Source organism: Geodermatophilus sp. URMC 64 (assembly GCF_053502555.1).
Genome location: NZ_CP199955.1, coordinates 3406554 through 3426709, shown reverse-complemented (window position 1 = coordinate 3426709; position 20156 = coordinate 3406554). Strand labels below are relative to the sequence as shown.

Sequence of the window (20156 nt, the reverse complement as noted above, 5' to 3'; positions counted from 1 at the left end):
CCCGGACGCGAGAACGCACCGGAATTGTCGGTGGCCCCTCCTACCGTGCGGACGACTCACGGAGGAGAGAAGCGATGCTCATCGACTGCGACACCTGCACCGCCCGCGGCACCGGCTGCGCCGACTGCGTCGTCACCGTGCTGCTCGGCGCGCCCCCCGGCTGGCAGACCGACGACCCGGTGGTCGTGGCGCTGCCCGACCGCGCACCCACCACCGCCCGTGCCGGCGCAGAGCCGGTCGCAGAGGACGTCGTCGTCCCGAGGCCGGGCGTCGTCGTGGACTTCGACGACGTGGAGCGCCGCGCCGTTCGCGCGCTGGCCGACGTCGGCCTGGTGCCCCCGCTGCGCCACCGGTCCGGCGGAGCGAGCGGCCGCCGGATCGGCTGAGCCGGCACGCCTGGCGTCGGACCTGCGGACCTCACGCGGCGCGCCAGTGATGCTGCTCGCAGTGACGATCACGACAATCACAGGGGGGTCGGTTTGTCACAACTGCATCACGCCCGTACGGTGGCCGAGTTCGACCGGGTGGTCGTCGCCCCACCGGGGTGGCCTCGGTCGAGCACCGCCGAATCGTCCGACGGCACGTTCCTGTGCCCGAGGAGGAACCGGGGACCCACCGCAGCACTGGGGTGAATTCAGCGTGCGCCGGCTCGCCGGGGCACGGAGATAGGGCGCCATCTTCCCAGCCCGAACCCGTCAGCTAACTCGGTAGGCGGTAGCTGAGGAAGAAGGAGAGCCGCCGCACGTGGCGACGCCTCGCCCTGCCCTGGGGCATGCACGCGAACGAAACGACAACAGCCATCCCGCCCGCACCCGCCGCTCCGCCTGGCTCCGCTCCGGGCTCCTGGTGGGTGCCACCACGGCGCTGACCGTGACCCTCCTACCCGGCACGGCGACCGCCGAACCCGGCCGGGCCACCACGCCCGAGCAGGCGGCCCAGCTGGTCGCCGACGCCAGCCACCAACTCGAGGTGGTGCAGGAGCGGGTCAACACCGCCCGCGAGGAGCTCGAGCAGCAGCAGGACGCCGCCGAGGCCGCCGACGAGGCCGCCGAGGAGGCGCAGCAGCAGCTCGAGGAGCTCGAGGGGCAGATCCGCGAGATCGCCCGCAGCGCCTACACCACGGGGGGCGACGACGTCACCACCCTCAACGCGCTGCTGACCAGCGACTCGGCCGACGACTTCGTCTCGTCGCTGGGCACGCTGAACGCGATCGCCGGCCACACCAACCAGGTGGTCGACCAGGTCTCGGAGGCGGCCGACGCCGCCGAGGCCGCCCGGGTCGACGCCGACGAGGCCGCCGCCAAGGCGCAGCGGACGCTCGACGGCATCGAGGCCCAGGAAGCCGACCTGAAGTCGCAGATCGCCGACTTCCAGGAGCAGTACGACCGGCTGAGCGCGGCGCAGCGGCAGCAGGTGGCGGAGTCCCACGGTGGCCAGGCGGTCGCCGCGGCGGCGGTCGCCCCGGCGGCCGCACCGGCGCCCGCGGGCGGCGGCAGCGCCGCCGCGCAGACCGCGGTGAACACCGCCCTGGCCCAGGTCGGCGACCCGTACGTGTGGGGCGCGGGCGGTCCGAACAGCTTCGACTGCTCGGGCCTGACTCAGTACGCCTACGCGGCGGCGGGCATCAGCCTGCCGCACTCGAGCAGCATGCAGTCGCGGATGGGCACGCCCGTCTCGCGCTCGGAGCTGCAGCCGGGTGACCTGATCTTCTTCTACAGCCCGGTCAGCCACGTGGCGATGTACATCGGCAACGGGCAGATGGTCCACGCCTCGACCTCCGGCCAGCCGGTCAAGGTCGTGAGCGTCGACGCGATGCCGGGCTACAACAGCGCCCGCCGCATCGGCTGAGACGAGGATCCGGCGAGCGCCGGTGACCCGCACGGGTCACCGGCCCTCGCTGTGCCCGCCCCTAGGATCGACGGCGTGAGCTGGGCGGGGCGGGGGAGTGCCCGCGTCGCGCTGGCCGCGGCGGTCGTCCTGGGCGCCGCGTTCGTGCTGGTGGTGGTCCTCCGCACGCCGTGGACCGTGCTGCCCGCACCGCCGGGCGGCCACGTGCCGGTCGACCCGACCGCGGGCCTGCCGGCGGCCGTCGTCGACCGCGCCGACTCCTTCGCCGCCGCGCTGCGGCCGGCCTCGCTGGCCAACCTGGTCCTCGGCCTGGCGGTGTCCGCGGGGCTGGGGCTGACCCGGCTGGGCAGCCGGCTGGTCCGCGCGGTGGCCGCTCCGCTCGGCGGCGGCTGGTTCTGGCAGGTGGTCCTGGGCACGTTCGCGCTCACCGTCATCGGCCGGCTGGTCACGCTGCCGCTGGCGGTCTACGGCGAGGTGGTCCGGCACCGCTACGGGCTGTCCACCCGCATCTGGCCACTGTTCCTGCGCGACGTCGGCGTCTCGACGGCGATCGACGCCGGCCTGACCGCGCTCACCGTCCTCGTGCTCGTCGTCCTCGCCCGCCGGATGCCGCGGTTCTGGTGGGCCTGGGCCGCGGCCGCCGCCGCGCTGCTGGTCGTCGTCGGCTCGTTCCTCTACCCGGTGGTCATCGAGCCGGCGTTCAACCGCTTCGACTCCCTGCAGGCCGGGCAGCTGCGCACGCAGATCCTGGCGCTGGCCGAGGAGAACGGCACGCCGGTCGAGGACGTGCTGGTCTCCGACGCCTCGCGGCGGACGACGGGGCTGAACGCCTACGTCTCCGGGTTCGGTTCCACCCGCCGCGTCGTCCTCTACGACACGGTGCTGCAGACGCTGCCGGACGACGAGATCGAGTCGATCGTCGCCCACGAGCTCGGTCACGTCTCCACCGACGACGTCCTCACCGGGACGCTGCTCGGCGCGCTCGGAGCCGCCGCCGGCGTCGCCCTCCTCGGCTGGCTGCTGTCCTGGGCCCCGCTGCTGCGCCGGGCCGGCGCCGACGGGCTGGGGGACCCCCGCGTGATCCCGCTGGTGCTGCTGCTGGTCGGCGTCGGGATGCTGCTGACGACGCCGGTGCAGAACCTCGTGTCGCGGCACATCGAGGCCCGCGCCGACGTCCACGCGCTGGACCTCACCGCGGATCCGGACGCGTTCGTGTCCATGCAGCAGAGGCTGGCCGAGACCAACCTCGCCCAGCCGGACCCGCCGGCGGCGTGGCAGTGGTTCTTCGGCAGCCACCCGACCACGGCCGAGCGGGTGGCCATGGCCGCGGACTGGGTGGCGCTGGACCGGCGATGAAGACCCTCGTCGTCACCAACGACTTCCCGCCGCGGCAGGGCGGCATCCAGACCTTCGTCGCCGCGCTGCTCGAGCGCCGCCCGCCGGACTCGCTGGTCGTGCTCGCCTCCCGCTCACCCGGCTGGGAGGCCCACGACGCGGCCCTGCCGTACCCGGTGGTGCGGCGGCCGACGTCGGTGCTGCTGCCGACCCGGGCCACCGCGCGCGCCGCCGTGGCGCTGGCCCGCGAGCACGGCTGTGACACGGCGTTCTTCGGTGCCGCCGCCCCGCTGGGCATGCTCGCCCCGGCGCTGCGCGCGGCCGGGGTGCGTCGGCTGGTGGGCGCCACCCACGGGCACGAGACCGGTTGGGTGGCACTGCCCGGCGCGCGGCAGCTGATGCAGCGGATCGCCGCGGGCCTGGACCTGGTCACCTACATCAGCGCGTACACGCACGGCCGGCTCGCCCCGGCGCTCGCCGACCGGGTCGCCATGGCCCAGCTCTCGCCCGGCGTGGACGTGGAGGCGTTCACGCCGGCGGCCGACGGGGCCGCCGTCCGCCGCCGGTACGGCCTGGGGGAGGCGCCGGTCGTGGTCTGCGTGTCCCGGCTCGTGGCGCGCAAGGGGCAGGACGTGCTGGTCGCCGCCTGGCCGCGGGTCCTGGCCCGGCATCCCGGCGCCCGGCTGCTGCTGGTCGGCGGCGGTCCGGCCGAGGCCTTGCTGCGCCGGGCGATCGACGCCGGCGGCCTCGGCGGCTCCGTCGTCCTCACCGGGGGCGTGCCGGCCGCCGAGCTGCCGGCGCACTACGCCGCGGGCGACGTCTTCGCGATGCCGTGCCGGACCCGCCGCGCGGGCCTGGACGTCGAGGGCCTCGGCATGGTGTTCCTCGAGGCCGCCGCGTGCGGACGGCCCGTGGTGGCCGGAACCTCCGGCGGCGCCCCGGAAGCCGTGCGGGACGGCGTCACCGGGCACGTCGTCGAGCCGCGGTCGCCCGAGGCCGTGGCCGCGGCGATCAGCGGCCTGCTCGACGACCCTGCCAAGGCGCAGGCCATGGGCGCGGCCGGCCGTGCCTGGGTCGAGGAGCGGTGGTCGTGGACGACGATCGCCGCGACGTTCGCCGGCCTGCTGGAGGGCTAGCGGGAGTAGAGGGCCTCGACCTCGTCGCCGAACTCCTTGAGGACGGCGGCGCGCTTGAGCTTCAGGCTCGGCGTCAGCATCCCGTTCTCCTCGGTGAAGTCCGAGCCGAGGACGCGGTACTTCTTGATCGCCTCGGCGTGCGAGACCGCCTTGTTGGCGTCGGCCACCGCCGCGTCGAGCTCCTTGATCAGGTCCTCGTCGTCCCGGAGCTTCTCCACGGGGGTGTCCTTCGGCTTGCCCTTGGACTCCAGCCAGGCGGGCAGCGCCTCCTCGTCGAGGGTGATCAGCGCGCCGATGAACGGCCGCTGGTCGCCGACGACGATGGTCTGGCTGACCAGGGCGTGGGCGCGCAGCCGGTCCTCGAGGACGGCGGGGGCGACGTTCTTGCCGCCCGCGGTCACCAGGATCTCCTTCTTGCGGCCGGTGATCTTGAGGAAGCCGTCGCCGTCGATCTCGCCGAGGTCGCCGGAGTGGAACCAGCCCTCGCCGTCGATCGCCTCCCGGGTGGCGTCCTCGTTCTTCCAGTAGCCGCGCATGACGATGCCGCCCTTGATGAGGATCTCGCCGTCGTCGGCGATCGCGGCGGAGACGCCGGGTAGCGGGCGGCCGACGGTGCCGATGCGGAAGGCCTCGTCGTGGTTGACCGCGGCGGCCGCGGTGGTCTCGGTGAGCCCGTAGCCCTCGTAGACGGTGACGCCGATGCCCCGGTAGAAGTGGCCGAGCCGCTCGCCGAGGGGCGCGCCGCCGGAGACCGCGCCGATGCAGCGGCCGCCCAGCGCGGCGCGCAGCTTGCCGTAGACGAGCCGGTCGAACATTGCGTGCTGGGCGCGCAGCGCGATGCCGGGGCCGCCGGTGTCCTGCGCCCTCGACCACTCGATGGCGACCTGGGCGGCCCGGTCGAAGATCTTGCCCTTGCCGCCGGCGTCGGCCTTCGCCTTGGCCTGGTTGAAGACCTTCTCGAACACCCGGGGGACGGCGAGGACGAACGTCGGCTTGAACTCGCCGAGGTCGGCCACCAGGTTCTTCACGTCCGGGGTGTGCCCGATGACCGTGCGGGTCTTGACCGCGCCCACCTGCAGCACGCGGGCCAGCACGTGCGCGAGCGGGATGAACAGCAGCAGCGAGCCCTCGACGTTGAGGAAGCGGCCGAGCAGGCTCATGCCGTTGCCGATCTCGAACAGGAAGTTGCTGTGCGTGAGCTCGCAGCCCTTGGGCCGGCCGGTCGTGCCGCTGGTGTAGATCAGCGTGGCCAGGCTGTCGGCCGTGAGCGTCGCGCGGCGGGCGTCGAGCTCGGCGTCGGGGACGTCGGTGCCCGCGGCGGCCAGGGTGCCGACGGCGTCGTCGTCCATGACCCAGACCGGTCCGAGCTCGGGCGCCTGGTCACGCACCGACTCCATGGCCTCGGCGTGCTCGGCGCGCTCGACGATCGCGGCGGTGGCGCCGGAGTCGGACAGGATCCAGGCCACCTGGTCGGCGCTGGAGGTCTCGTACACCGGCACGGTCACCGCGCCGGCGGCCCAGATGGCGAAGTCGCAGACGGTCCACTCGTAGCGGGTGCGGGCCTGCAGCGCCACCCGGTCACCCGGGGCGACGCCGGAGGCGATGAGGCCCTTCGCGACGCCGGCGACCTGGGCGCCGAACTCCTTCCAGGTCACGTCCCGCCACTGGCCGTCGCGGTGCACGCGCAAGCCCACCTCGTCGCCGTGCTCGGCGACGTTCGTGGCCAGCAGGTCCGGGATGGCCTCGTCCGGGCCCACCTCGGTCGTCGCGGGAACGCTGAACTCGCGCACGCCTGGTCCTCTCCGCCCGACCGTCCGCCGAGCACCCTCGCTCGCGGCTCCCGGTCCGGGTCACGATCAATCTAGCTGCTGGGTCGGTCATCTCCTACCCGCGAGTAGCTGAGGACGGGCCTCCCCGCCCGGAAGGGTGGGTCCCCAGCGGTTAGCCTGCCTCCCATGGCCGACCAGTCCACCCAGTCGATCGTCGTCGACGCGCCGGCCGCCGACGTGATGGCGGTCATCGCGGACTTCCCGTCCTACCCGCAGTGGGTCGCCGCCGCCAAGAAGGTCGAGGTCGTGAAGGCGGGCGAGGACGGCCGTGCCCGCCGGGTGCACTTCGTGCTGGACGCCGGCGCGGTCAAGGACGACTACGTCCTCGACTACACGTGGGACGGCGACCGCAAGGTCTCCTGGACGCTGGTCAAGGGCCAGATGCAGAAGCGCCAGGACGGCTCGTACACGTTGGTGGAGTCCGGGGGCCGCACCGAGGTCACCTACTCCATCACGATCGACCTCTCGATCCCGATGCTGGGGATGATCAAGCGCAAGGCCGAGAAGGTCATCCTCGACACGGCGCTCAAGGAGCTCAAGAAGCGCGTGGAGAGCTGAGCAGCGGGCTGATGCGCACGCTGCTGTTCACCGGCCCCGGTGGCGCCGGGACGACGACGCTGGCCGCGGCCGCGGCGGTGCGGGCCGCCCGCTCGGGAGCGCGCACCGTGCTGCTCTCGCGCCAGCGCCCGGCCGTCGCCGGGCTCGACGCCGTCCCGGGACTCGTGGTGGTGACCGTCGACGCGCAGGCCGCCGCCGAGCAGACCTGGCAGGCCCACGCCGGCACGCTGGCGGGGCTGCTCCCGCAGGTCGACCTGCCGCCGGCCACCTCGGTCGTCCCGCTGCCGGGCGCCGCGGAGCTCGCCGTGCTCGCCGCCCTCGGGCGGGCCGAGGCCGACGTCGTCGTCCTGGACGCCGGCCCGCTCGAGGCCGGCACCGCGCTGGTGGCCCTGCCCACCACCCTGCGCTGGTGGCTGGACGTCGCGCTGCCGCCGCGGGTGCGCGCGCTCGCCGCGATCCGCACGGCCGCCGTCCGCTCCGGTGCCGCCCGCTCGGGGCCGGTCGACGCGCTGCTCGGCGCCGTCCCGGCGATCGAGGCGCTGCTGGGCCGGGTGCCGCTCGCCGACCCCGAGGCCACCGCCGTGGTCCTCACCGCCGCGGCCCGCCCGGGCGCCGTCCCGGCGCTGCGGTCGGCCGCCACCACGCTCGGGCTGCTCGGCCAGCGGCCGGTGGCGGTCGCCGTCCGGGTGCTGCCCGAGGGCGGTTCCGGGGACTGGTGGGCGCGGCGGCTGGCCGAGCAGGAGGCCGTGCTGGCCGGGCTGCGTGAGGTCGCCGAGCTGCGCCGGGTGCCGGAGTCCGCGGGGACGCCGTCCGGCGTCGAGGAGCTCGCCGCGCTGGCCGACGGGCTGGACCTGCCCGAGCCGGCGCCGGTCGCGGCTCCCGCGCCCGAGCGGCTCGACGGCAGCTGGCGGCTGGCCCTGCCGCTGCCGTTCGCCGAGCGCGACCAGGTCGAGCTGACCCGCTGGGGCGACGACCTGGTGCTGACCGCCGGGGGCCTGCGCCGGTCGGTGCGGCTCGACGCCCTGCTGCGCCGCTGCGCGGTGACCGGCGGCCGGCTGGCCGACCCCGGGACCGCCGGCGCGCGGCTCGAGGTCACCTTCGCCCCCGACCCCCGGCTGTGGCCGGCCGATCTGCTGCCCGCCGAGGAGGGTGCGTCATGACCACCGGAGCCGACTGGGCCGATCAGGCCCGCCGCCTGCTCGAGGCGGCGAAGTCCGCCGCCGAGGCGCACGACCCCACCGCCGAGTGCAGGTGGTGCCCGCACTGCCAGCTGCTGGCGGTGCTGCGCGGCGACCGGCCCGAGCTGACCGCGGCGGTCAACGACGTGCTCGCCACCGCGTCGGCCGCGCTGCGGTCCTTCGCCGAGCAGGCGCCGGCCGAGGAGCCCGCGGGCCACGCGGAGGAGCCGTCGCACCGTGATCCCGCCCCGGTGGTCCAGCGGATCGATCTCGCGTGAGCGCAGGCGGCGCGGAGCTGCCCGCGGTCGGCATCGACATCGGCGGTACCAAGGTCGCCGGCGGCCTGGTCGCGCCGGACGGCCGGATCCTCGACACGGCGCGGCGGGCGACCCCGGGTGCCTCGGTCACCGAGACCGAGGACGCCATCGTGGGCGTGGTGGCCGAGCTGCTCGGTCGGCACGAGGGTCCGGTGGTCGGCGCCGGGGTCGGCGCGGCCGGCTGGTTCGACCGCACCGGTGACACCGTGCTGTTCAGCCCGCACCTGGCCTGGCGGCACTCGACCCTGCGCAAGGACCTCGCGGCCCGGCTGCAGCTGCCGCTGTGGGTGGGCAACGACGCCGACGCCGCCGCCTGGGCCGAGTACCGCTACGGCGCGGCGCGCGGCGCCGACCTCGCCCTGATGATCACCCTCGGCACCGGGATCGGCGGCGGGATCGTCCTCGACGGCCGGCTGCGGCGCGGCTCGCACGGGGTCGCGGGGGAGTGGGGGCACATGCGCGTCGTCCCCGACGGCCGGCTGTGCGCCTGCGGCAACCGCGGCTGCTGGGAGCAGTACGCCAGCGGCACCGCGCTGGGCCAGACCGCGCGGGAGGTGGCGACCCGGTCGCCGGCCGCCGCGGCCCGGTTGCTGGAGCGGGTGGACGGCGACGCCGAGCGGCTCACCGGGGAGGACGTGGCCGCGGCCGCCGCGGACGGCGACGCGCTCGCCCTGGAGCTGGTCACCGAGGTCGGCAGCTGGCTGGGCCAGGGCATCGCCGACCTGGCCGCCGTCCTCGACCCGGAGGTCGTGGTCATCGGCGGCGGGGTGAGCAAGCTGGGCGAGCTGGTGCTCGGCCCCGCGCGCGACCGGCTGGACCACGCGCTGCCCGGCCGCGGCTTCCGCCCCGGCCCGCGGGTGGTCGCCGCCGAGCTCGGCCCGCAGGCCGGCCTCGTCGGCGCCGCCGACCTGGTCCGCCAGGACGGGTAGCGGAGGAGATCGGTGCGCGTCACGCGCACGGATCTCCTCCGCTCAGGTGAGCTCGCGCGCCAGCTGCTCGAGGAACAGGCCGATGTCGGTGACGATGCCCATCGCCTGGGCGCTGCCGCGGTCGGCCAGCTTGGTGACCGTGGCCGGGTTGATGTCGACGCACACCAGCGGCACCGACGCCGGGAGGATGTTCCCGGTCGCGATGGCGTGCAGCATCGTCGCCACCATGATCGCGAAGCCGACGCCGGGCAGCTGCGCGCGCATCGCCCGCTGACCCTCGATCACGTCGGTGTACACGTCGGGCAGGGGGCCGTCGTCGCGCACCGAGCCGACCAGCACGAACGGCTTGCCGGCCTCCACCATCGCGTGCATGACCCCGCCGGTCAGCACGCCCTTCTCGACGGCCGCCCGGATCGAGCCGGCGGCGCGGATCGTGTTGATCGCGCGGATGTGGTGCTCGTGCCCGTGCGGCACGCCCGAGCCCTTGGCCAGGTCGACGCCGAGCGAGGTGCCGAAGAGCGCCGCCTCGATGTCGTGGGTGGCCAGCGCGTTGCCCGCGAACAGGACGTCGACGTAGCCGGCGCGGACCAGGCGCACCATCGCCGGGGAGGCGCCGGTGTGCACGATCGCCGGGCCGCCGACCCACAGCACCTTCTGGCCGGCCTGCTTCACCTCGCGCATCCGCTCGGCGATCTGGCGGACCAGCAGCGCCTGCGGCTTCTCGCTCGAGGCGATCGAGGACATGAACCCGAAGGCCTCCTCCTCGCCGCGGGGCGGCGCCGGCGGCATCTCCACGCGGACGCCGTGCGCGCCGCAGACCACCTGCTCGCCGGCCTTCACGTCGCTGACCGGGACGGTCCGGACGACGGGACGCCCGCCCTCCTCCGTCACCACGAGCCCGCAGTCCATCTCGGCGCGGTCGACCGGCACCCAGTCGCGGTCCAGCCGGACGAAGGTGTCGAGATTGGTCGTCGAGTAGAAGTCGTCGGGGAAGACGCCGTCGGCCGGCGCCGGGCGCAGCGTCGCCGTCCCGGGGTCGACGGCGTTGGCCCCGTGGGTCTGCAGCCGCATGACGATCCGGTCGAGCAGGTCCCCGTCGGAGGCGCGCAGCGAGATGACGGCGCGCGACTCGTCCTCGTGCTCGCGGCCGAGCTCCAGGCTCTCGATGCGGTAGTCGCCGCCGTACTCGAGGACGTCGTCGAGGACCTTGGCCAGGATGCCGGTGTCCATGAGATGCCCGGTCAGGGCGACGGTGGCGGAGGGCGATGCGCTGCTCACCGGCCGAACGTAACCGAGGAAGGACCCCCTGCCCCCCACCGCTCGCACGCTCGCGGCGGGCCCCTGCAGGGGGCCTAGACGACGGCGCCGTCGTCGCCGTCGTCGGTCGACCGGTCCCGCATGCGCGAGACCGCGGTGAACACCCCGGCGGCGACCGCGGTCACGCCGAGGACCAGCCCGACGTCCGACGACAGGCCGATCACGCCCGGCGCCCAGACCAGCAGCACACCGGCGGCGATCAGCAGGAACGCGTACAGCGAATGGGGGGAGGGCAGCGGCACGGGCGGGGCCGGCGGCGGCTCGAAGTGCTCCTCGGGCCGGTCGAGGACCTCGGGCTCGGCCGGCGGCGGGGGCGGCGGGAGCGGGGCGTCGGCGGGCGCGTCCTCGACGACGGTGTGGCCGTGCTCGGCCTCGAAGGCGGCCACGATCCGCGCCCACTCGGCGTCCTCGTCGAGGTCCCGGCGGATCCGCGCGCGCTCGGGCACCTGCCCGCGGGCGTGCTCGTCGGCCTGCGTGTCCACCAGCGCGCGGGCCTCGGCGCGGCGGGCGCGGTCGACGTAGAGGCGGTCCGACGGCGGGCTGGGCAGGAAGACGGTGCGGGTGTAGGGGCCGACGTCGGCGGCCGGCTCCAGGTAGGCGGCGATGCCTGCGGCGTAGAGGACGTCGAGCAGGTGCTCGCCGACCCGCGGGTCCACGTCCCGCAGCGGGCTCCAGAGGGCGGCGTCCAGCCCGTTGTCCCGTCGTCCGCGGCCGCTCATGTCGTCTCCGGCGCGGTCGCACCCGTGCGGGCGCGGATCCAGTCCACGGAGCCGGCGAAGATCGCCGGGGCGTCGTTGTCCAGCGTCGCCACGTGGAAGCTGTCCTGCAGCACGACCTCGGTGACGTCGGAGCTGGCGACGCCGGCCAGCAGCACCCGGCTCGACTCCGGCTCGACGACGTGGTCGGTGGCGCTGCGGTAGAGCAGCACCGGGGCGGTGACCCGGGCCAGGTCGGCGCGGGTCGCCGTCCAGAGCCGGCGCAGGCCGAGCATGGCGCGCAGCGGCAGCCGGGGATAGGCGAGCTCGGTGACGCCGGGCTTCTTGATGTCGCTGGCGATCGGCGCCCAGCTCGTGGTCAGCCGGGCCAGCAGCGGCAGCAGCTTGGCGTCCAGCCGCTGGGTGAGCAGCGAGGGGTTGACCAGCACCAGCGCGGCGACGTCGTCCGGGCGGAGCTCGGCCAGCCGGATCGCCAGGGTGCCGCCCATCGACAGGCCGGCCACGACGACGCGGTCGACGTCCCGGGCCAGCGCGTCGAAGGCCTCCTCGACCGCCGTCGTCCAGTCGTCCTCGGTGACCAGGTTGCAGTCCTGCCACCGGGTGCCGTGCCCCGGCAGCAGCGGGCAGCGGACGGCGAACCCCGCGGCCGCCAGGTGCTCGCCCCACGGCCGCATGCTCATCGGCGAGCCGGTGAAACCGTGCACCAGCAGCACGCCGGTGCGCCCCTCCGGGCCGTCCCCGCCCGGGAAGGCGAACGGCTCGGCACCGGCGAGCACCTCGTCGGGCGCGGGGGGCTGCGGCACGGTGGCTCCTCCTCGGTGCCGGGCGGCCGCGCCGACCAGCGGATACAGGTCACAGCGCCCGCCGATTGTTCACGGGCCGCCGACGTCCCTAGTCTGGCAGCTCACGAGGGAGGCGTGTTGTTCTACTGGTTCCTCAAGTTCGTCGCGATCGGCCCGGCGGTGAAGCTGGTCATCCGACCGCAGGCGGAGGGCACGGAGAACGTGCCCGCCGAGGGTGCCGCCATCCTGGCGAGCAACCACCTGTCGGCCGCCGACTGGATCTTCATGCCGCTCTCCCTTCGGCGGCGGGTCACCTTCCTGGCGAAGCAGGAGTACTTCACCGGGAAGGGCCTCAAGGGCTGGGCGCAGCGCGTCTTCTTCGCCGGCAGCGGGCAGGTGCCCATCGACCGGACGAGCGCCAGCGCCGCCGAGGACGCGATCCGCACCGGCATCGGCATCCTGCGCAGGGGCAACCTGCTGGGCATCTACCCCGAGGGCACCCGCTCGCCCGACGGCCGCCGTCTCTACCGGGGCAAGATCGGCGTCGCCCGCATGGCGCTGGAGACCGGCGCCCCCGTCGTCCCCGTGGCGATGATCTACCGCTCCCGGAAGCTGCCCTTCGGGAAGAAGCTGGTGCGCGTGTGCGTGAAGTTCGGCAAGCCGCTGGACTTCTCCCGCTACGAGGGCATGGCCGGTGACCGGTTCGTCGAGCGGTCGATCACCGACGAGATCATGTACGAGATCATGACCCTGTCCGGGCAGGAGTACGTCGACGTCTACGGCGCGACCGTGAAGAAGTCGATGGACGCCACCGGCGCCAGCGCCGCCGAGGTGCTCCGCCGGCTGCAGCCCCCGACGGACGAGTCCACCGACCGCCTCGACACCCTCGCCGGCTGAGAAGAGATGATCATCGGCAGGTGGCTGCCCTCGGCGGCGTGTCGGGCAGCCACTCGCCGATGATCACCGATCAGGTCGCCTATCGCTGAGCTCCGTCGTCGTCCCCGCCCGGGCCGCCGCCGAAGCCGATCTCGTTGCCGTCGGGGTCGCGGTAGGTGATCTTGCGGACGCCGTTCCCGTACGTCTCCCGCTGCGCCGGCTCGAGGCCCCGGGCGGCCATCGCCTCCACCCGCGCGTCCAGGTCGTCGACGAACAGGGTGTGCCGCGCGTGGCCGGCGTGCTCGGGCAGCAGCTCGATGTAGACGAACCGGTGCTCGGCGACCTCCCACACGGCCTCGACGTCGTTCGGCAGGAACGCCGGTCCGGTCCCGAGCAGCCGCTCGTACCAGTCCTTGGCCCGCGCGAGGTCGCCGACCGGGATGCCGGCGAAGAGCTCGACCGTCATGCCCGCACCCTAGGGGCTCAGCCGCGCAGCACCTGCCAGGCCAGGCGGACGATCAGCGCCCCGACGACGAGCAGGAAGACGACCCGGACGAAGCGGCTCCCCGCGCCGACCGCCGTCCGGGCCCCGAGGTAGCCGCCCGCCAGGTTGGCCACGCCCATGAGCAGTCCCAGCCCCCACAGCACCGACCCGTGGAGGGTGAACACGACCAGCGCGCCGACGTTGGTCGCCAGGTTGACGATCTTGGCGGTGGCGCTGGCCTCCAGGAACGCGTAGCCGAGCAGCCCCACCAGGGCGAAGACCAGGAACGCGCCGGTGCCGGGGCCGGCGATGCCGTCGTAGAACCCGATCACCGCCCCGACCGCTGCCGCGACCACGGTGTGCCGGTGGCCGCGGAACCGCAGGTCGGTGACGCCGCCGAGGCTCGGCCGCAGCAGCGTGTAGACCGCCACCACCACCAGGGCGACCAGCACGATCGGCTCCAGCACGCCGTCGGGTACCGCCGCGGCCGACAGCGCGCCACCGGCCGAGCCGACCGCGGCCACCGCGGCCATGGGCAGCGCCGTCGCCAGCCCCGGCCGCACCCGGCGGTAGTAGGTGACCGCGCTCGTGCCCGTGCCCATGGCGCTGGAGATCTTGTTGGTGGCCAGCGCCTGCACGGTCTCCATCCCGGGCACGAGCAGCAGCGCGGGCAGCTGGACCAGCCCGCCGCCGCCGACCACCGCGTCGATCCAGCCCGCGGCGAAGGCGGCGAGCACGAGAAGGAGGAGCGTGCCCGCCCCCAGCGAGCCGAGGGTGGTCGCCGTCAACTCCCCGCGGTCCAGCCCCCCGCGCGGCGGACGGCGTCGCGCCAGCGGTCGTAGCGGCCGTCGTCCCGCCGGCCGGGCGTGGGTTCCCAGCGCGCGTCGAGGGTCCAGGTGGCGGCCAGCTCGTCGGTCGAGGCCCACACCCCGGTGCCGAGCCCGGCGAGGAAGGCCGCGCCGAGCGCCGTGGTCTCCGCGACCACCGGGCGGCGCACCGGCACGCCGAGCTGGTCGGCCTGCAGCTGCATGAGCAGCCCGTTGGCGCTGGCGCCGCCGTCCGCCGACAGCTCTGGCACCGACAGCCCCGCCTCGGACACCATCACGTCGACGACGTCGCGCACCTGGAAGGCGATCGCCTCCAGCGTGGCCCGCACCAGGTGCGCCCGCGTCGTCCCGCGGGTGATCCCGAGGACGGCGCCGCGCGCGTGCGGGTCCCAGTGCGGGGCGCCCAGCCCGGTCAGCGCCGGCACGAAGACGACCTCGCCCGAGTCGGGCACCGTCCGGGCCAGCCCCTCGGTCTCGGCGGCCGAGTCGATCAGCCCGAGCCCGTCGCGCAGCCACTGCACCGCGGCGCCGGTGACGAAGATCGAGCCCTCCAGCGCGTAGACCAGCCCGTCGCCGAGGTCCCAGGCGACGGTGGTCAGCAGGCCGGCGTCGGAGCGGACCGGGGAGGACCCGGTGTTGGTGAGCACGAACGATCCGGTGCCGTACGTGCACTTGGTGTCGCCGGGGGAGTAGCAGGCCTGCCCGAACAGCGCGGCCTGCTGGTCACCGGCCAGCCCGGCGATCGGCAGTTCCAGGCCGAGGAACGAGTCGGGGTCGGTGGTGCCGACGACGCCGGAGTTGGGCACGAGCTCGGGCAGCGCGTCGCGGGGGACGTCGAACAGGTCGCACAGCTCGTCGGACCAGGCGCCCTTCTCCAGGTCGAACAACAGCGTGCGGCTGGCGTTGCTCGGGTCGGTGACGTGCCGGGCGCCGCCGGTCAGCCGGGCGACGACGTAGGAGTCGACGGTGCCCAGGGCGAGCGCGCCGCCGCGGACGCCGTTCCAGACGGTGGGCTCCTCGGCGGCCAGCCAGGCGAACTTGGTGCCGGTGAAGTAGGGGTCCAACCGCAGCCCGGTCAGCGCCGCGACCCGCTCCTCGGAGCCGGCGTCACGCAGCCGGTCGCAGATGCCGCTGGTGCGCCGGTCCTGCCAGACGATCGCCGGCCGCGGCGCGCGCAGCGTGCGGCGGTCCCAGACGACCGCGGTCTCCCGCTGGTCGGTGATCCCCACGCAGGTCGGCGCGGCGTCGGTGCGGGCGAGCGCCTCGCGGCAGGCGGCCACGGTCGCCGTCCAGATGTCGTCGGGCTCGTGCTCGACCCAGCCAGGGCGGGGGAACAGCTGGGCGAACTCGCGGTAGCCCTTCGCCAGGACGCCGCCGTCCTCGCCCACGACCAGCGCGGTCACCCCGGTCGTGCCTGCGTCGATGGCCAGAACCGGCATGGCCGCACGCTAGCCCACGGGCCTTGACCTCAGGTGGACTTGAACTCGTCCACTGAAGGCATGACGAACCTGAGCACCACGCACGTCGAGTACCTCGCGAGCCAGCGGCTGGGGCGCCTCGCCACGGCCGGCGCCGACGCCAAGCCGCACGTCACACCCACCTCCTTCCGCTACAACCCGGAGCTCGGCACCGTCGACATGGGCGGCCTGCACGTCGCGTCCACCAAGAAGTACCGGGACGTCCAGGCCAACGGCTGGGCGGCGCTCGTCGTCGACGACCTGGTGTCGGTCGACCCGTGGCGGGCCCGGATGCTCGAGATCCGCGGCCACGCGGAGGCCGTCCCGACCGGCGGTGCGCACCTCGGGCCCGGCTTCGGGGAGGCCTTCATCCGCCTCCACCCGGGGAAGGTCAACAGCTTCGGCATCGACTGAGGGACGCCACCTACGGTGGGCGGCGTGCGCCGGTTCTTCTACGACACCGAGTTCATCGAGGACGGGACGACGATCGACCTCGTCTCCATCGGCGTCGTCGACGAGACCGGCCGCGAGTTCTACGCCGTCAGCACCGAGTTCGACGACCGCAAGGCGATCCCGTGGGTGCGGCGCAACGTGCTCGACAAGCTGCCGCCGCCGGCCGACCGCGCCTGGCGCAGCCGCGAGCGGATCCGCGACGACCTGCTGGCCTTCCTCACCGGACCGGGCGAGGAGATCGAGCTCTGGGCCTGGTTCGCCGCCTACGACCACGTGGCGCTGGCCCAGCTGTGGGGCCCGATGACGGCGCTGCCCCGGCCGATCCCGCGGTTCACCCGGGAGCTGCGCCAGCGCTGGGACGACCTGGGCCGGCCGCCGCTGCCGCCCAAGCCCGGCGGCGCGCACGACGCCCTGGTCGACGCCCGCTACAACCTGGCCCGCTGGCGGGCGATGGAGGGGGCGCGGCGGTGAACGCCTCCGTGCGCGGCAGGCCGGCGCCCGTGGAACTGACCGTGGCCGAGGCGCGCACGCTGCTCGCCCGGGCCTTCGTCGACGACCCGCTGATGGTGTGGTTCTTCCCGGACGACGGCTCCCGGCTGCACGCATGCGCGGCGATGTTCGGGCTGTTCGCCGAGCACTACCTGCGCGCCGGCCGGGTCGACGTCCTGCGCCGGGCCTCGCCGGTGGCCGTCGCGATGTGGCGCCTGCCCGGCACCGGCAACCCGCCCGAGGACGTCCTGCCGACGGCGTCGGGCCTGATGACCGCCCTGATGGGGCCGGCCGCCGCCGAACGCGGTCGCGCGATGTCGGTCATCGGCGAGATGCGGCCCCCGGAGCCGCACGCCTACCTGCACCTGCTCGCCGTCGACCCGGAGCTGCGCGGCCGGGGCCTCGGCGGCGAGGTGCTGGCGCCGGGGCTGGCCGCCGCCCGCGCGGCCGGCCTGGTCGCCTGCCTGGAGACGATGAACCCGGCCAACGTGCCGTTCTACGAGGCGCACGGGTTCGCGGTCCGGGCGGAGCTCCGGCTCGCCGCCGGCGGCCCGACGGTGTGGGCGATGGCGACCGACCTCAGCCGCTGAGCACCGCCTGGGTCTGCGTCGTCTGCGCGACCAGCCGGCCGTCGTCGTCGGTGACCTCGACGCCGACGAGGATGAACGAGCGCCCGACGTGCACCGGGCGCGCCACGGCGTGTGCCGTGCCCGACCGCACGCCACGCACCAGGGACGTCGTCGACGAGACGGTGGACGTCGACGCGCCGGCCGGCAGGTTCAGGAAGGCGCAGACGGCGCCGACCGAGTCGGCCAGCGTCATCAGCGCGCCCCCGTGCATCAGCCCGCCGGCGGTGCACCGCTCCGGCGCCCACGCCAGCCGGCCGGCGACCTCCTCCGGACCGGCGCGGTCCAGCTCGATCCCGGAGGCGACGGCGAAGGGCATCAGCGCGAGCAGGTCGGCGGTCACGGCGGCATCCTGCCGCGCGGGTCAGGTCAGCGTCGCCTCCACGATCGACACCGGGGAGGCGGTCGGCCGGATCGCGTCGACGCGGAAACCCGCCGCGCCCAGCAGCCTCTCCAGGGCCTCCGTGGAGCGCCCGCGCCCGGGGAGCGGGTCCTCGCCGGGCGGGTCGACCACCTCCAGCGCGACCAGCCGGGCGCCCGGCCGCGCCGCGGCGGCGATCGTGCCGAGGATCAGGCGGCACGCCTCGTCGTCCCAGTCGCTCCGGAGCAGCGAGAGCAGGTAGGTGTCCGCGGCGGGGACGACGGCGAGGTAGTCGCCGCCGATGACGCCGATCCGGTCGGCCAGCGGCGAGCCGACGAGACGCGCGCGCGTGGCGGGGACCACGTGCGGCCGGTCGAAGACGATCCCCAGCCGCCGCGGGTCGGGGTCGTGCGCGAGCACCGCGCTCACCAGGGCTGCCCCGCCGATCTCGGCCACCGTGCGACCGCCGGGCGCCGGGTAGCCGGCCAGCGCGGTGGCCACGAGGTCGGCCGTGAGGCCGGGCGAGCACGGGGTGCCGGTCATGGCGGGCTCCCGATCGGTCGGCGGGCGACGACCGTAACCGCAGTCGTCGGTCCGGCATACGTCGCCGAGGGCGTGACCGGATCACCGCACGAGCGGCGCCCAGTCCTCGGGGTGCGCGCGCAGGTGCTCGGCGACCGTCCGGGCCGGGTGCCCGGTCAGCCGGGGGACCGCGTCGCCGACGGTGGCCAGCTCGCCGGCGGCGATGGCCAGGTAGCTGGTCACCCAGCCCTCGATCTCCCAGTCCGGGTGCCCCGACGGCCGGCGGGTGGCCCACGCCTCCTCGACCGTCTGCTGCCGGTACTCGACCGGCCGGCCGAGGACCTCCGTGAGCACGGCCGCGGCCTCGGTCATCGACAGCGCCTCGGGCCCGGTGACGTCCAGCGCCCGCCCGTCGTGGGCCCGGGAGTCGTCGAGCAGGACGGCGGCGCCGACGTCGGCGCAGTCGTCGCGGGACACGAAGCTGGTGCGGCCCTCCCCGGCCGGCGCCGCGATCACCGCACCGTCGCCCTCCGGCACGGCGAAGAACGGCACGAAGTCGGCGTACATCGAGTGCCGCAGCGCGGTCCAGCGCACGCCGGTGGCGGCGAGCGCCTGCTCGGTGGCCCAGTGCTGGCGCACGAGGGTGAAGACGGCGTCGGGCCGCGCGTTGAGGAAGGACGTGTAGACGATCCGCTCCACCCCGGCGGCCGCGGCCGCCTGGACGGCGGTGAGGTGCTGCCGCAGCCGGTCCTCGGCCTCGGCCGCGGACACCAGGTAGAGGGTGTGCACGCCCTGGAGGGCCGCCGCGAAGCCGGGCCCGTCGGCGTAGCCGCGCGGGAACTCGGTCACCGCGGCGCCCGGCAGGCGCGGCACGCGGGCGGCGTCGCGGACGACGAGGCGGACCGTCGCGTCGGCCGCGGCCGCGCCGGCGGCCACCCGTTCGGCCACGCGCCGGCCGAGAGCTCCCGTGGCGCCCGTGACCGCGATCACCCTGGTCATGCGTGCCCCGGCCCCACCTGCGGCATCATGACGCCGGACAACCCGCCAGCACCTCCGTTGCTTCCCTAAGGACAGCTCATGCGCATCGGCATCCTCACCGGCGGCGGCGACTGCCCCGGCCTCAACGCGGTCATCCGCGCGGTCGTCCGCAAGGGCGTCACCGAGCACGGCGACGAGATCGTCGGCTTCCGCGACGGCTGGCGGGGCGTGCTCGAGGCCGACACGGTGCCGATGGAGCTCTCCGCCGTCCGCGGGATCCTGCCGCGCGGCGGCACGGTGCTGGGCACCTCCCGCACCAACCCCTACGGCGTCGAGGGCGGTCCCGACCGGCTGCTGGCCAACCTGGAGCGGCTCGGCATCGAGGCGCTCATCCCGATCGGCGGTGAGGACACCCTCGGCGTGGCCACCAAGCTGTCCGAGGCCGGCATCCGCGTCGTCGGCGTCCCGAAGACCATCGACAACGACCTGGACGCCACCGACTACACGTTCGGCTTCGACACCGCCGTCGGCGTCGCCATGGAGGCCATCGACCGGCTGCACACCACCGGCGACAGCCACCACCGCACCCTCGTCGTCGAGGTCATGGGCCGGCACGCCGGCTGGATCGCGCTGCACGCCGGCATGGCCGGGGGCGCCAACGTCATCCTCATCCCCGAGCACCCGTTCGACGTCGACGCCGTCGTCGCGCACTGCCAGCACCGGTTCGCCTCCGGCTACTCGCCGATCGTCGTCGTCTCGGAGGGCGCGGCGCCCAAGGGCGGCGAGCTGTCGCTGTCGACGGGGCAGACGGACGCCTTCGGGCACGTCCGCCTCGGCGGCATCGGCGCGGCGCTGGCCTCGCTGATCGAGGAGCGCACCGGCCGCGAGGCGCGCGCCGTCGTCCTCGGGCACATCCAGCGCGGCGGCACTCCGTCGGCGTTCGACCGGGTGCTCGCCACCCGGTTCGGGCTGGCCGCGATGGAGGCGATCCACGACGGCGAGTCCGGGGTGATGGTGGCGCTGCGCGGCACCGACATCGTGCGTGTGCCGCTCACGGCCGCGACGGCGCAGCTGAAGCTGGTGCCGATCGACCGGTACGCCGAGGCCGAGGTGTTCTTCGGCTGAACCGGGGCCCCGT

Annotated in this window: 23 protein-coding genes and 1 riboswitch; of the genes, 13 read left to right on the top strand and 10 right to left on the bottom strand. The window is 75.0% G+C overall.

Annotated features, from left to right (window positions below; genetic code table 11):
• Positions 1 to 74: 74 nt before the first annotated feature.
• From ACWIYF_RS16660 to ACWIYF_RS16645, 4 genes are all read left to right on the top strand, one after another.
• Complete coding sequence (locus ACWIYF_RS16660) at positions 75 to 386, top strand: hypothetical protein (protein WP_448623941.1); 312 nt, start codon at positions 75 to 77, stop codon at positions 384 to 386.
• A 166-nt stretch (positions 387 to 552) separates the two neighbouring features.
• A riboswitch (cyclic di-AMP (ydaO/yuaA leader) is annotated at positions 553 to 729 on the top strand.
• Positions 730 to 870: 141 nt separating this feature from the next.
• Positions 871 to 1848, top strand: coding sequence for an NlpC/P60 family protein (locus ACWIYF_RS16655; RefSeq protein ID WP_448623940.1), 978 nt, complete (start codon positions 871 to 873; stop codon positions 1846 to 1848).
• A gap of 75 nt (positions 1849 to 1923) precedes the next feature.
• A complete protein-coding gene (locus ACWIYF_RS16650) occupies positions 1924 to 3204 on the top strand; it encodes a M48 family metallopeptidase (protein WP_448623939.1) in 1281 nt (426 codons plus the stop codon).
• Positions 3201 to 4319: a glycosyltransferase family 4 protein gene (locus ACWIYF_RS16645; protein ID WP_448623938.1), complete on the top strand. Its 1119-nt coding sequence runs from the start codon at positions 3201 to 3203 to the stop codon at positions 4317 to 4319. Before ACWIYF_RS16650 ends, ACWIYF_RS16645 begins: the two co-directional genes overlap by 4 nt.
• Here ACWIYF_RS16645 and ACWIYF_RS16640 read toward each other — a convergent pair.
• On the bottom strand, positions 4316 to 6109 hold the full coding sequence (locus tag ACWIYF_RS16640; RefSeq protein WP_448623937.1) for an AMP-dependent synthetase/ligase: 1794 nt from the start codon (positions 6107 to 6109) through the stop codon (positions 4316 to 4318). The genes ACWIYF_RS16645 and ACWIYF_RS16640 overlap by 4 nt on opposite strands.
• A 165-nt stretch (positions 6110 to 6274) precedes the next feature.
• On the opposite strand from ACWIYF_RS16640, the gene ACWIYF_RS16635 reads away from it, so the two are divergent.
• The 4 genes from ACWIYF_RS16635 to ACWIYF_RS16620 are packed head-to-tail and all read left to right on the top strand — an operon-like array spanning position 6275 to position 9130.
• Positions 6275 to 6706, top strand: coding sequence for an SRPBCC family protein (locus tag ACWIYF_RS16635; protein WP_448623936.1), 432 nt, complete (start codon positions 6275 to 6277; stop codon positions 6704 to 6706).
• Positions 6707 to 6717: 11 nt separating this feature from the next.
• Positions 6718 to 7866, top strand: coding sequence for an ArsA-related P-loop ATPase (locus tag ACWIYF_RS16630; protein WP_448623935.1), 1149 nt, complete (start codon positions 6718 to 6720; stop codon positions 7864 to 7866).
• Entirely contained in the window at positions 7863 to 8162 is a 300-nt protein-coding gene (locus ACWIYF_RS16625; protein WP_448623934.1) for a hypothetical protein, read from the top strand. Before ACWIYF_RS16630 ends, ACWIYF_RS16625 begins: the two co-directional genes overlap by 4 nt.
• A complete protein-coding gene (locus tag ACWIYF_RS16620) occupies positions 8159 to 9130 on the top strand; it encodes an ROK family glucokinase (RefSeq protein ID WP_448623933.1) in 972 nt (323 codons plus the stop codon). The genes ACWIYF_RS16625 and ACWIYF_RS16620 overlap by 4 nt, the downstream gene beginning before the upstream one ends.
• Positions 9131 to 9172: 42 nt before the next feature.
• Here ACWIYF_RS16620 and ACWIYF_RS16615 read toward each other — a convergent pair whose 3' ends face one another.
• The 3 genes from ACWIYF_RS16615 to ACWIYF_RS16605 all read right to left on the bottom strand — a co-directional run bounded on the left by ACWIYF_RS16615 (position 9173) and on the right by ACWIYF_RS16605 (position 11966).
• Complete coding sequence (locus ACWIYF_RS16615; RefSeq protein WP_448623932.1) at positions 9173 to 10408, bottom strand: ornithine cyclodeaminase; 1236 nt, start codon at positions 10406 to 10408, stop codon at positions 9173 to 9175.
• 74 nt (positions 10409 to 10482) lie between these two features.
• Positions 10483 to 11166, bottom strand: coding sequence for a hypothetical protein (locus tag ACWIYF_RS16610; RefSeq protein WP_448623931.1), 684 nt, complete (start codon positions 11164 to 11166; stop codon positions 10483 to 10485).
• Positions 11163 to 11966 carry an alpha/beta hydrolase gene (locus ACWIYF_RS16605; protein WP_448623930.1) on the bottom strand — a complete coding sequence of 268 codons (804 nt, stop codon included), beginning with the start codon at positions 11964 to 11966 and terminating at the stop codon, positions 11163 to 11165. Before ACWIYF_RS16605 ends, ACWIYF_RS16610 begins: the two co-directional genes overlap by 4 nt.
• 114 nt (positions 11967 to 12080) lie before the next feature.
• Here ACWIYF_RS16605 and ACWIYF_RS16600 point away from each other — a divergent pair, with 114 nt between their 5' ends.
• Positions 12081 to 12842, top strand: coding sequence for a lysophospholipid acyltransferase family protein (locus ACWIYF_RS16600; RefSeq protein WP_448623929.1), 762 nt, complete (start codon positions 12081 to 12083; stop codon positions 12840 to 12842).
• Between the two features lie 79 nt (positions 12843 to 12921).
• On the opposite strand, the gene ACWIYF_RS16595 is transcribed toward ACWIYF_RS16600, so the two are convergent.
• The 3 genes from ACWIYF_RS16595 to glpK are packed head-to-tail and all read right to left on the bottom strand — an operon-like array spanning position 12922 to position 15571.
• Positions 12922 to 13287, bottom strand: a complete 366-nt coding sequence (locus ACWIYF_RS16595; protein WP_448623928.1) for a VOC family protein — start codon at positions 13285 to 13287, stop codon at positions 12922 to 12924.
• A 17-nt stretch (positions 13288 to 13304) separates the two neighbouring features.
• Entirely contained in the window at positions 13305 to 14093 is a 789-nt protein-coding gene (locus ACWIYF_RS16590) for a sulfite exporter TauE/SafE family protein (RefSeq protein ID WP_448623927.1), read from the bottom strand.
• The gene (glpK, locus tag ACWIYF_RS16585; RefSeq protein WP_448623926.1) at positions 14090 to 15571 is read right to left on the bottom strand and encodes a glycerol kinase GlpK; all 1482 of its coding nucleotides are present in this window, start codon (positions 15569 to 15571) and stop codon (positions 14090 to 14092) included. The genes ACWIYF_RS16590 and glpK overlap by 4 nt, the downstream gene beginning before the upstream one ends.
• A gap of 60 nt (positions 15572 to 15631) precedes the next feature.
• Between glpK and ACWIYF_RS16580 the strand changes: the two genes are divergently transcribed.
• Genes ACWIYF_RS16580 through ACWIYF_RS16570 form a run of 3 tightly spaced genes read left to right on the top strand, consistent with a single transcriptional unit; the run spans position 15632 to position 17121 of the window.
• Positions 15632 to 16003, top strand: coding sequence for a PPOX class F420-dependent oxidoreductase (locus tag ACWIYF_RS16580; RefSeq protein WP_448623925.1), 372 nt, complete (start codon positions 15632 to 15634; stop codon positions 16001 to 16003).
• A gap of 24 nt (positions 16004 to 16027) precedes the next feature.
• Positions 16028 to 16513, top strand: a complete 486-nt coding sequence (locus tag ACWIYF_RS16575; RefSeq protein WP_448623924.1) for a polyadenylate-specific 3'-exoribonuclease AS — start codon at positions 16028 to 16030, stop codon at positions 16511 to 16513.
• Entirely contained in the window at positions 16510 to 17121 is a 612-nt protein-coding gene (locus tag ACWIYF_RS16570) for a GNAT family N-acetyltransferase (RefSeq protein WP_448623923.1), read from the top strand. The genes ACWIYF_RS16575 and ACWIYF_RS16570 overlap by 4 nt, the downstream gene beginning before the upstream one ends.
• On the opposite strand, the gene ACWIYF_RS16565 is transcribed toward ACWIYF_RS16570, so the two are convergent.
• From ACWIYF_RS16565 to ACWIYF_RS16555, 3 genes are all read right to left on the bottom strand, one after another.
• On the bottom strand, positions 17111 to 17500 hold the full coding sequence (locus ACWIYF_RS16565; RefSeq protein ID WP_448623922.1) for a PaaI family thioesterase: 390 nt from the start codon (positions 17498 to 17500) through the stop codon (positions 17111 to 17113). The genes ACWIYF_RS16570 and ACWIYF_RS16565 overlap by 11 nt on opposite strands.
• Before the next feature lie 21 nt (positions 17501 to 17521).
• Positions 17522 to 18061: a methyltransferase gene (locus tag ACWIYF_RS16560; RefSeq protein WP_448623921.1), complete on the bottom strand. Its 540-nt coding sequence runs from the start codon at positions 18059 to 18061 to the stop codon at positions 17522 to 17524.
• An 81-nt stretch (positions 18062 to 18142) separates the two neighbouring features.
• Positions 18143 to 19039 (bottom strand): SDR family oxidoreductase, encoded by an 897-nt coding sequence (locus ACWIYF_RS16555; RefSeq protein ID WP_448623920.1) that lies wholly within the window; start codon positions 19037 to 19039, stop codon positions 18143 to 18145.
• Positions 19040 to 19117: 78 nt separating this feature from the next.
• Here ACWIYF_RS16555 and ACWIYF_RS16550 point away from each other — a divergent pair, with 78 nt between their 5' ends.
• Entirely contained in the window at positions 19118 to 20143 is a 1026-nt protein-coding gene (locus ACWIYF_RS16550) for a 6-phosphofructokinase (protein ID WP_448623919.1), read from the top strand.
• Positions 20144 to 20156: the final 13 nt, after the last annotated feature.

Coding starts and splice junctions, on each gene's coding strand:
- ACWIYF_RS16555 (WP_448623920.1), bottom strand. CDS start 19,039: ATGACCAGGGTGATCGCGGTCACGGGCGCCACGGGAGCTCTCGGCCGG.
- ACWIYF_RS16595 (WP_448623928.1), bottom strand. CDS start 13,287: ATGACGGTCGAGCTCTTCGCCGGCATCCCGGTCGGCGACCTCGCGCGG.
- ACWIYF_RS16550 (WP_448623919.1), top strand. CDS start 19,118: ATGCGCATCGGCATCCTCACCGGCGGCGGCGACTGCCCCGGCCTCAAC.
- glpK (WP_448623926.1), bottom strand. CDS start 15,571: ATGCCGGTTCTGGCCATCGACGCAGGCACGACCGGGGTGACCGCGCTG.
- ACWIYF_RS16635 (WP_448623936.1), top strand. CDS start 6,275: ATGGCCGACCAGTCCACCCAGTCGATCGTCGTCGACGCGCCGGCCGCC.
- ACWIYF_RS16560 (WP_448623921.1), bottom strand. CDS start 18,061: ATGACCGGCACCCCGTGCTCGCCCGGCCTCACGGCCGACCTCGTGGCC.
- ACWIYF_RS16580 (WP_448623925.1), top strand. CDS start 15,632: ATGACGAACCTGAGCACCACGCACGTCGAGTACCTCGCGAGCCAGCGG.
- ACWIYF_RS16610 (WP_448623931.1), bottom strand. CDS start 11,166: ATGAGCGGCCGCGGACGACGGGACAACGGGCTGGACGCCGCCCTCTGG.
- ACWIYF_RS16645 (WP_448623938.1), top strand. CDS start 3,201: ATGAAGACCCTCGTCGTCACCAACGACTTCCCGCCGCGGCAGGGCGGC.
- ACWIYF_RS16660 (WP_448623941.1), top strand. CDS start 75: ATGCTCATCGACTGCGACACCTGCACCGCCCGCGGCACCGGCTGCGCC.
- ACWIYF_RS16625 (WP_448623934.1), top strand. CDS start 7,863: ATGACCACCGGAGCCGACTGGGCCGATCAGGCCCGCCGCCTGCTCGAG.
- ACWIYF_RS16630 (WP_448623935.1), top strand. CDS start 6,718: ATGCGCACGCTGCTGTTCACCGGCCCCGGTGGCGCCGGGACGACGACG.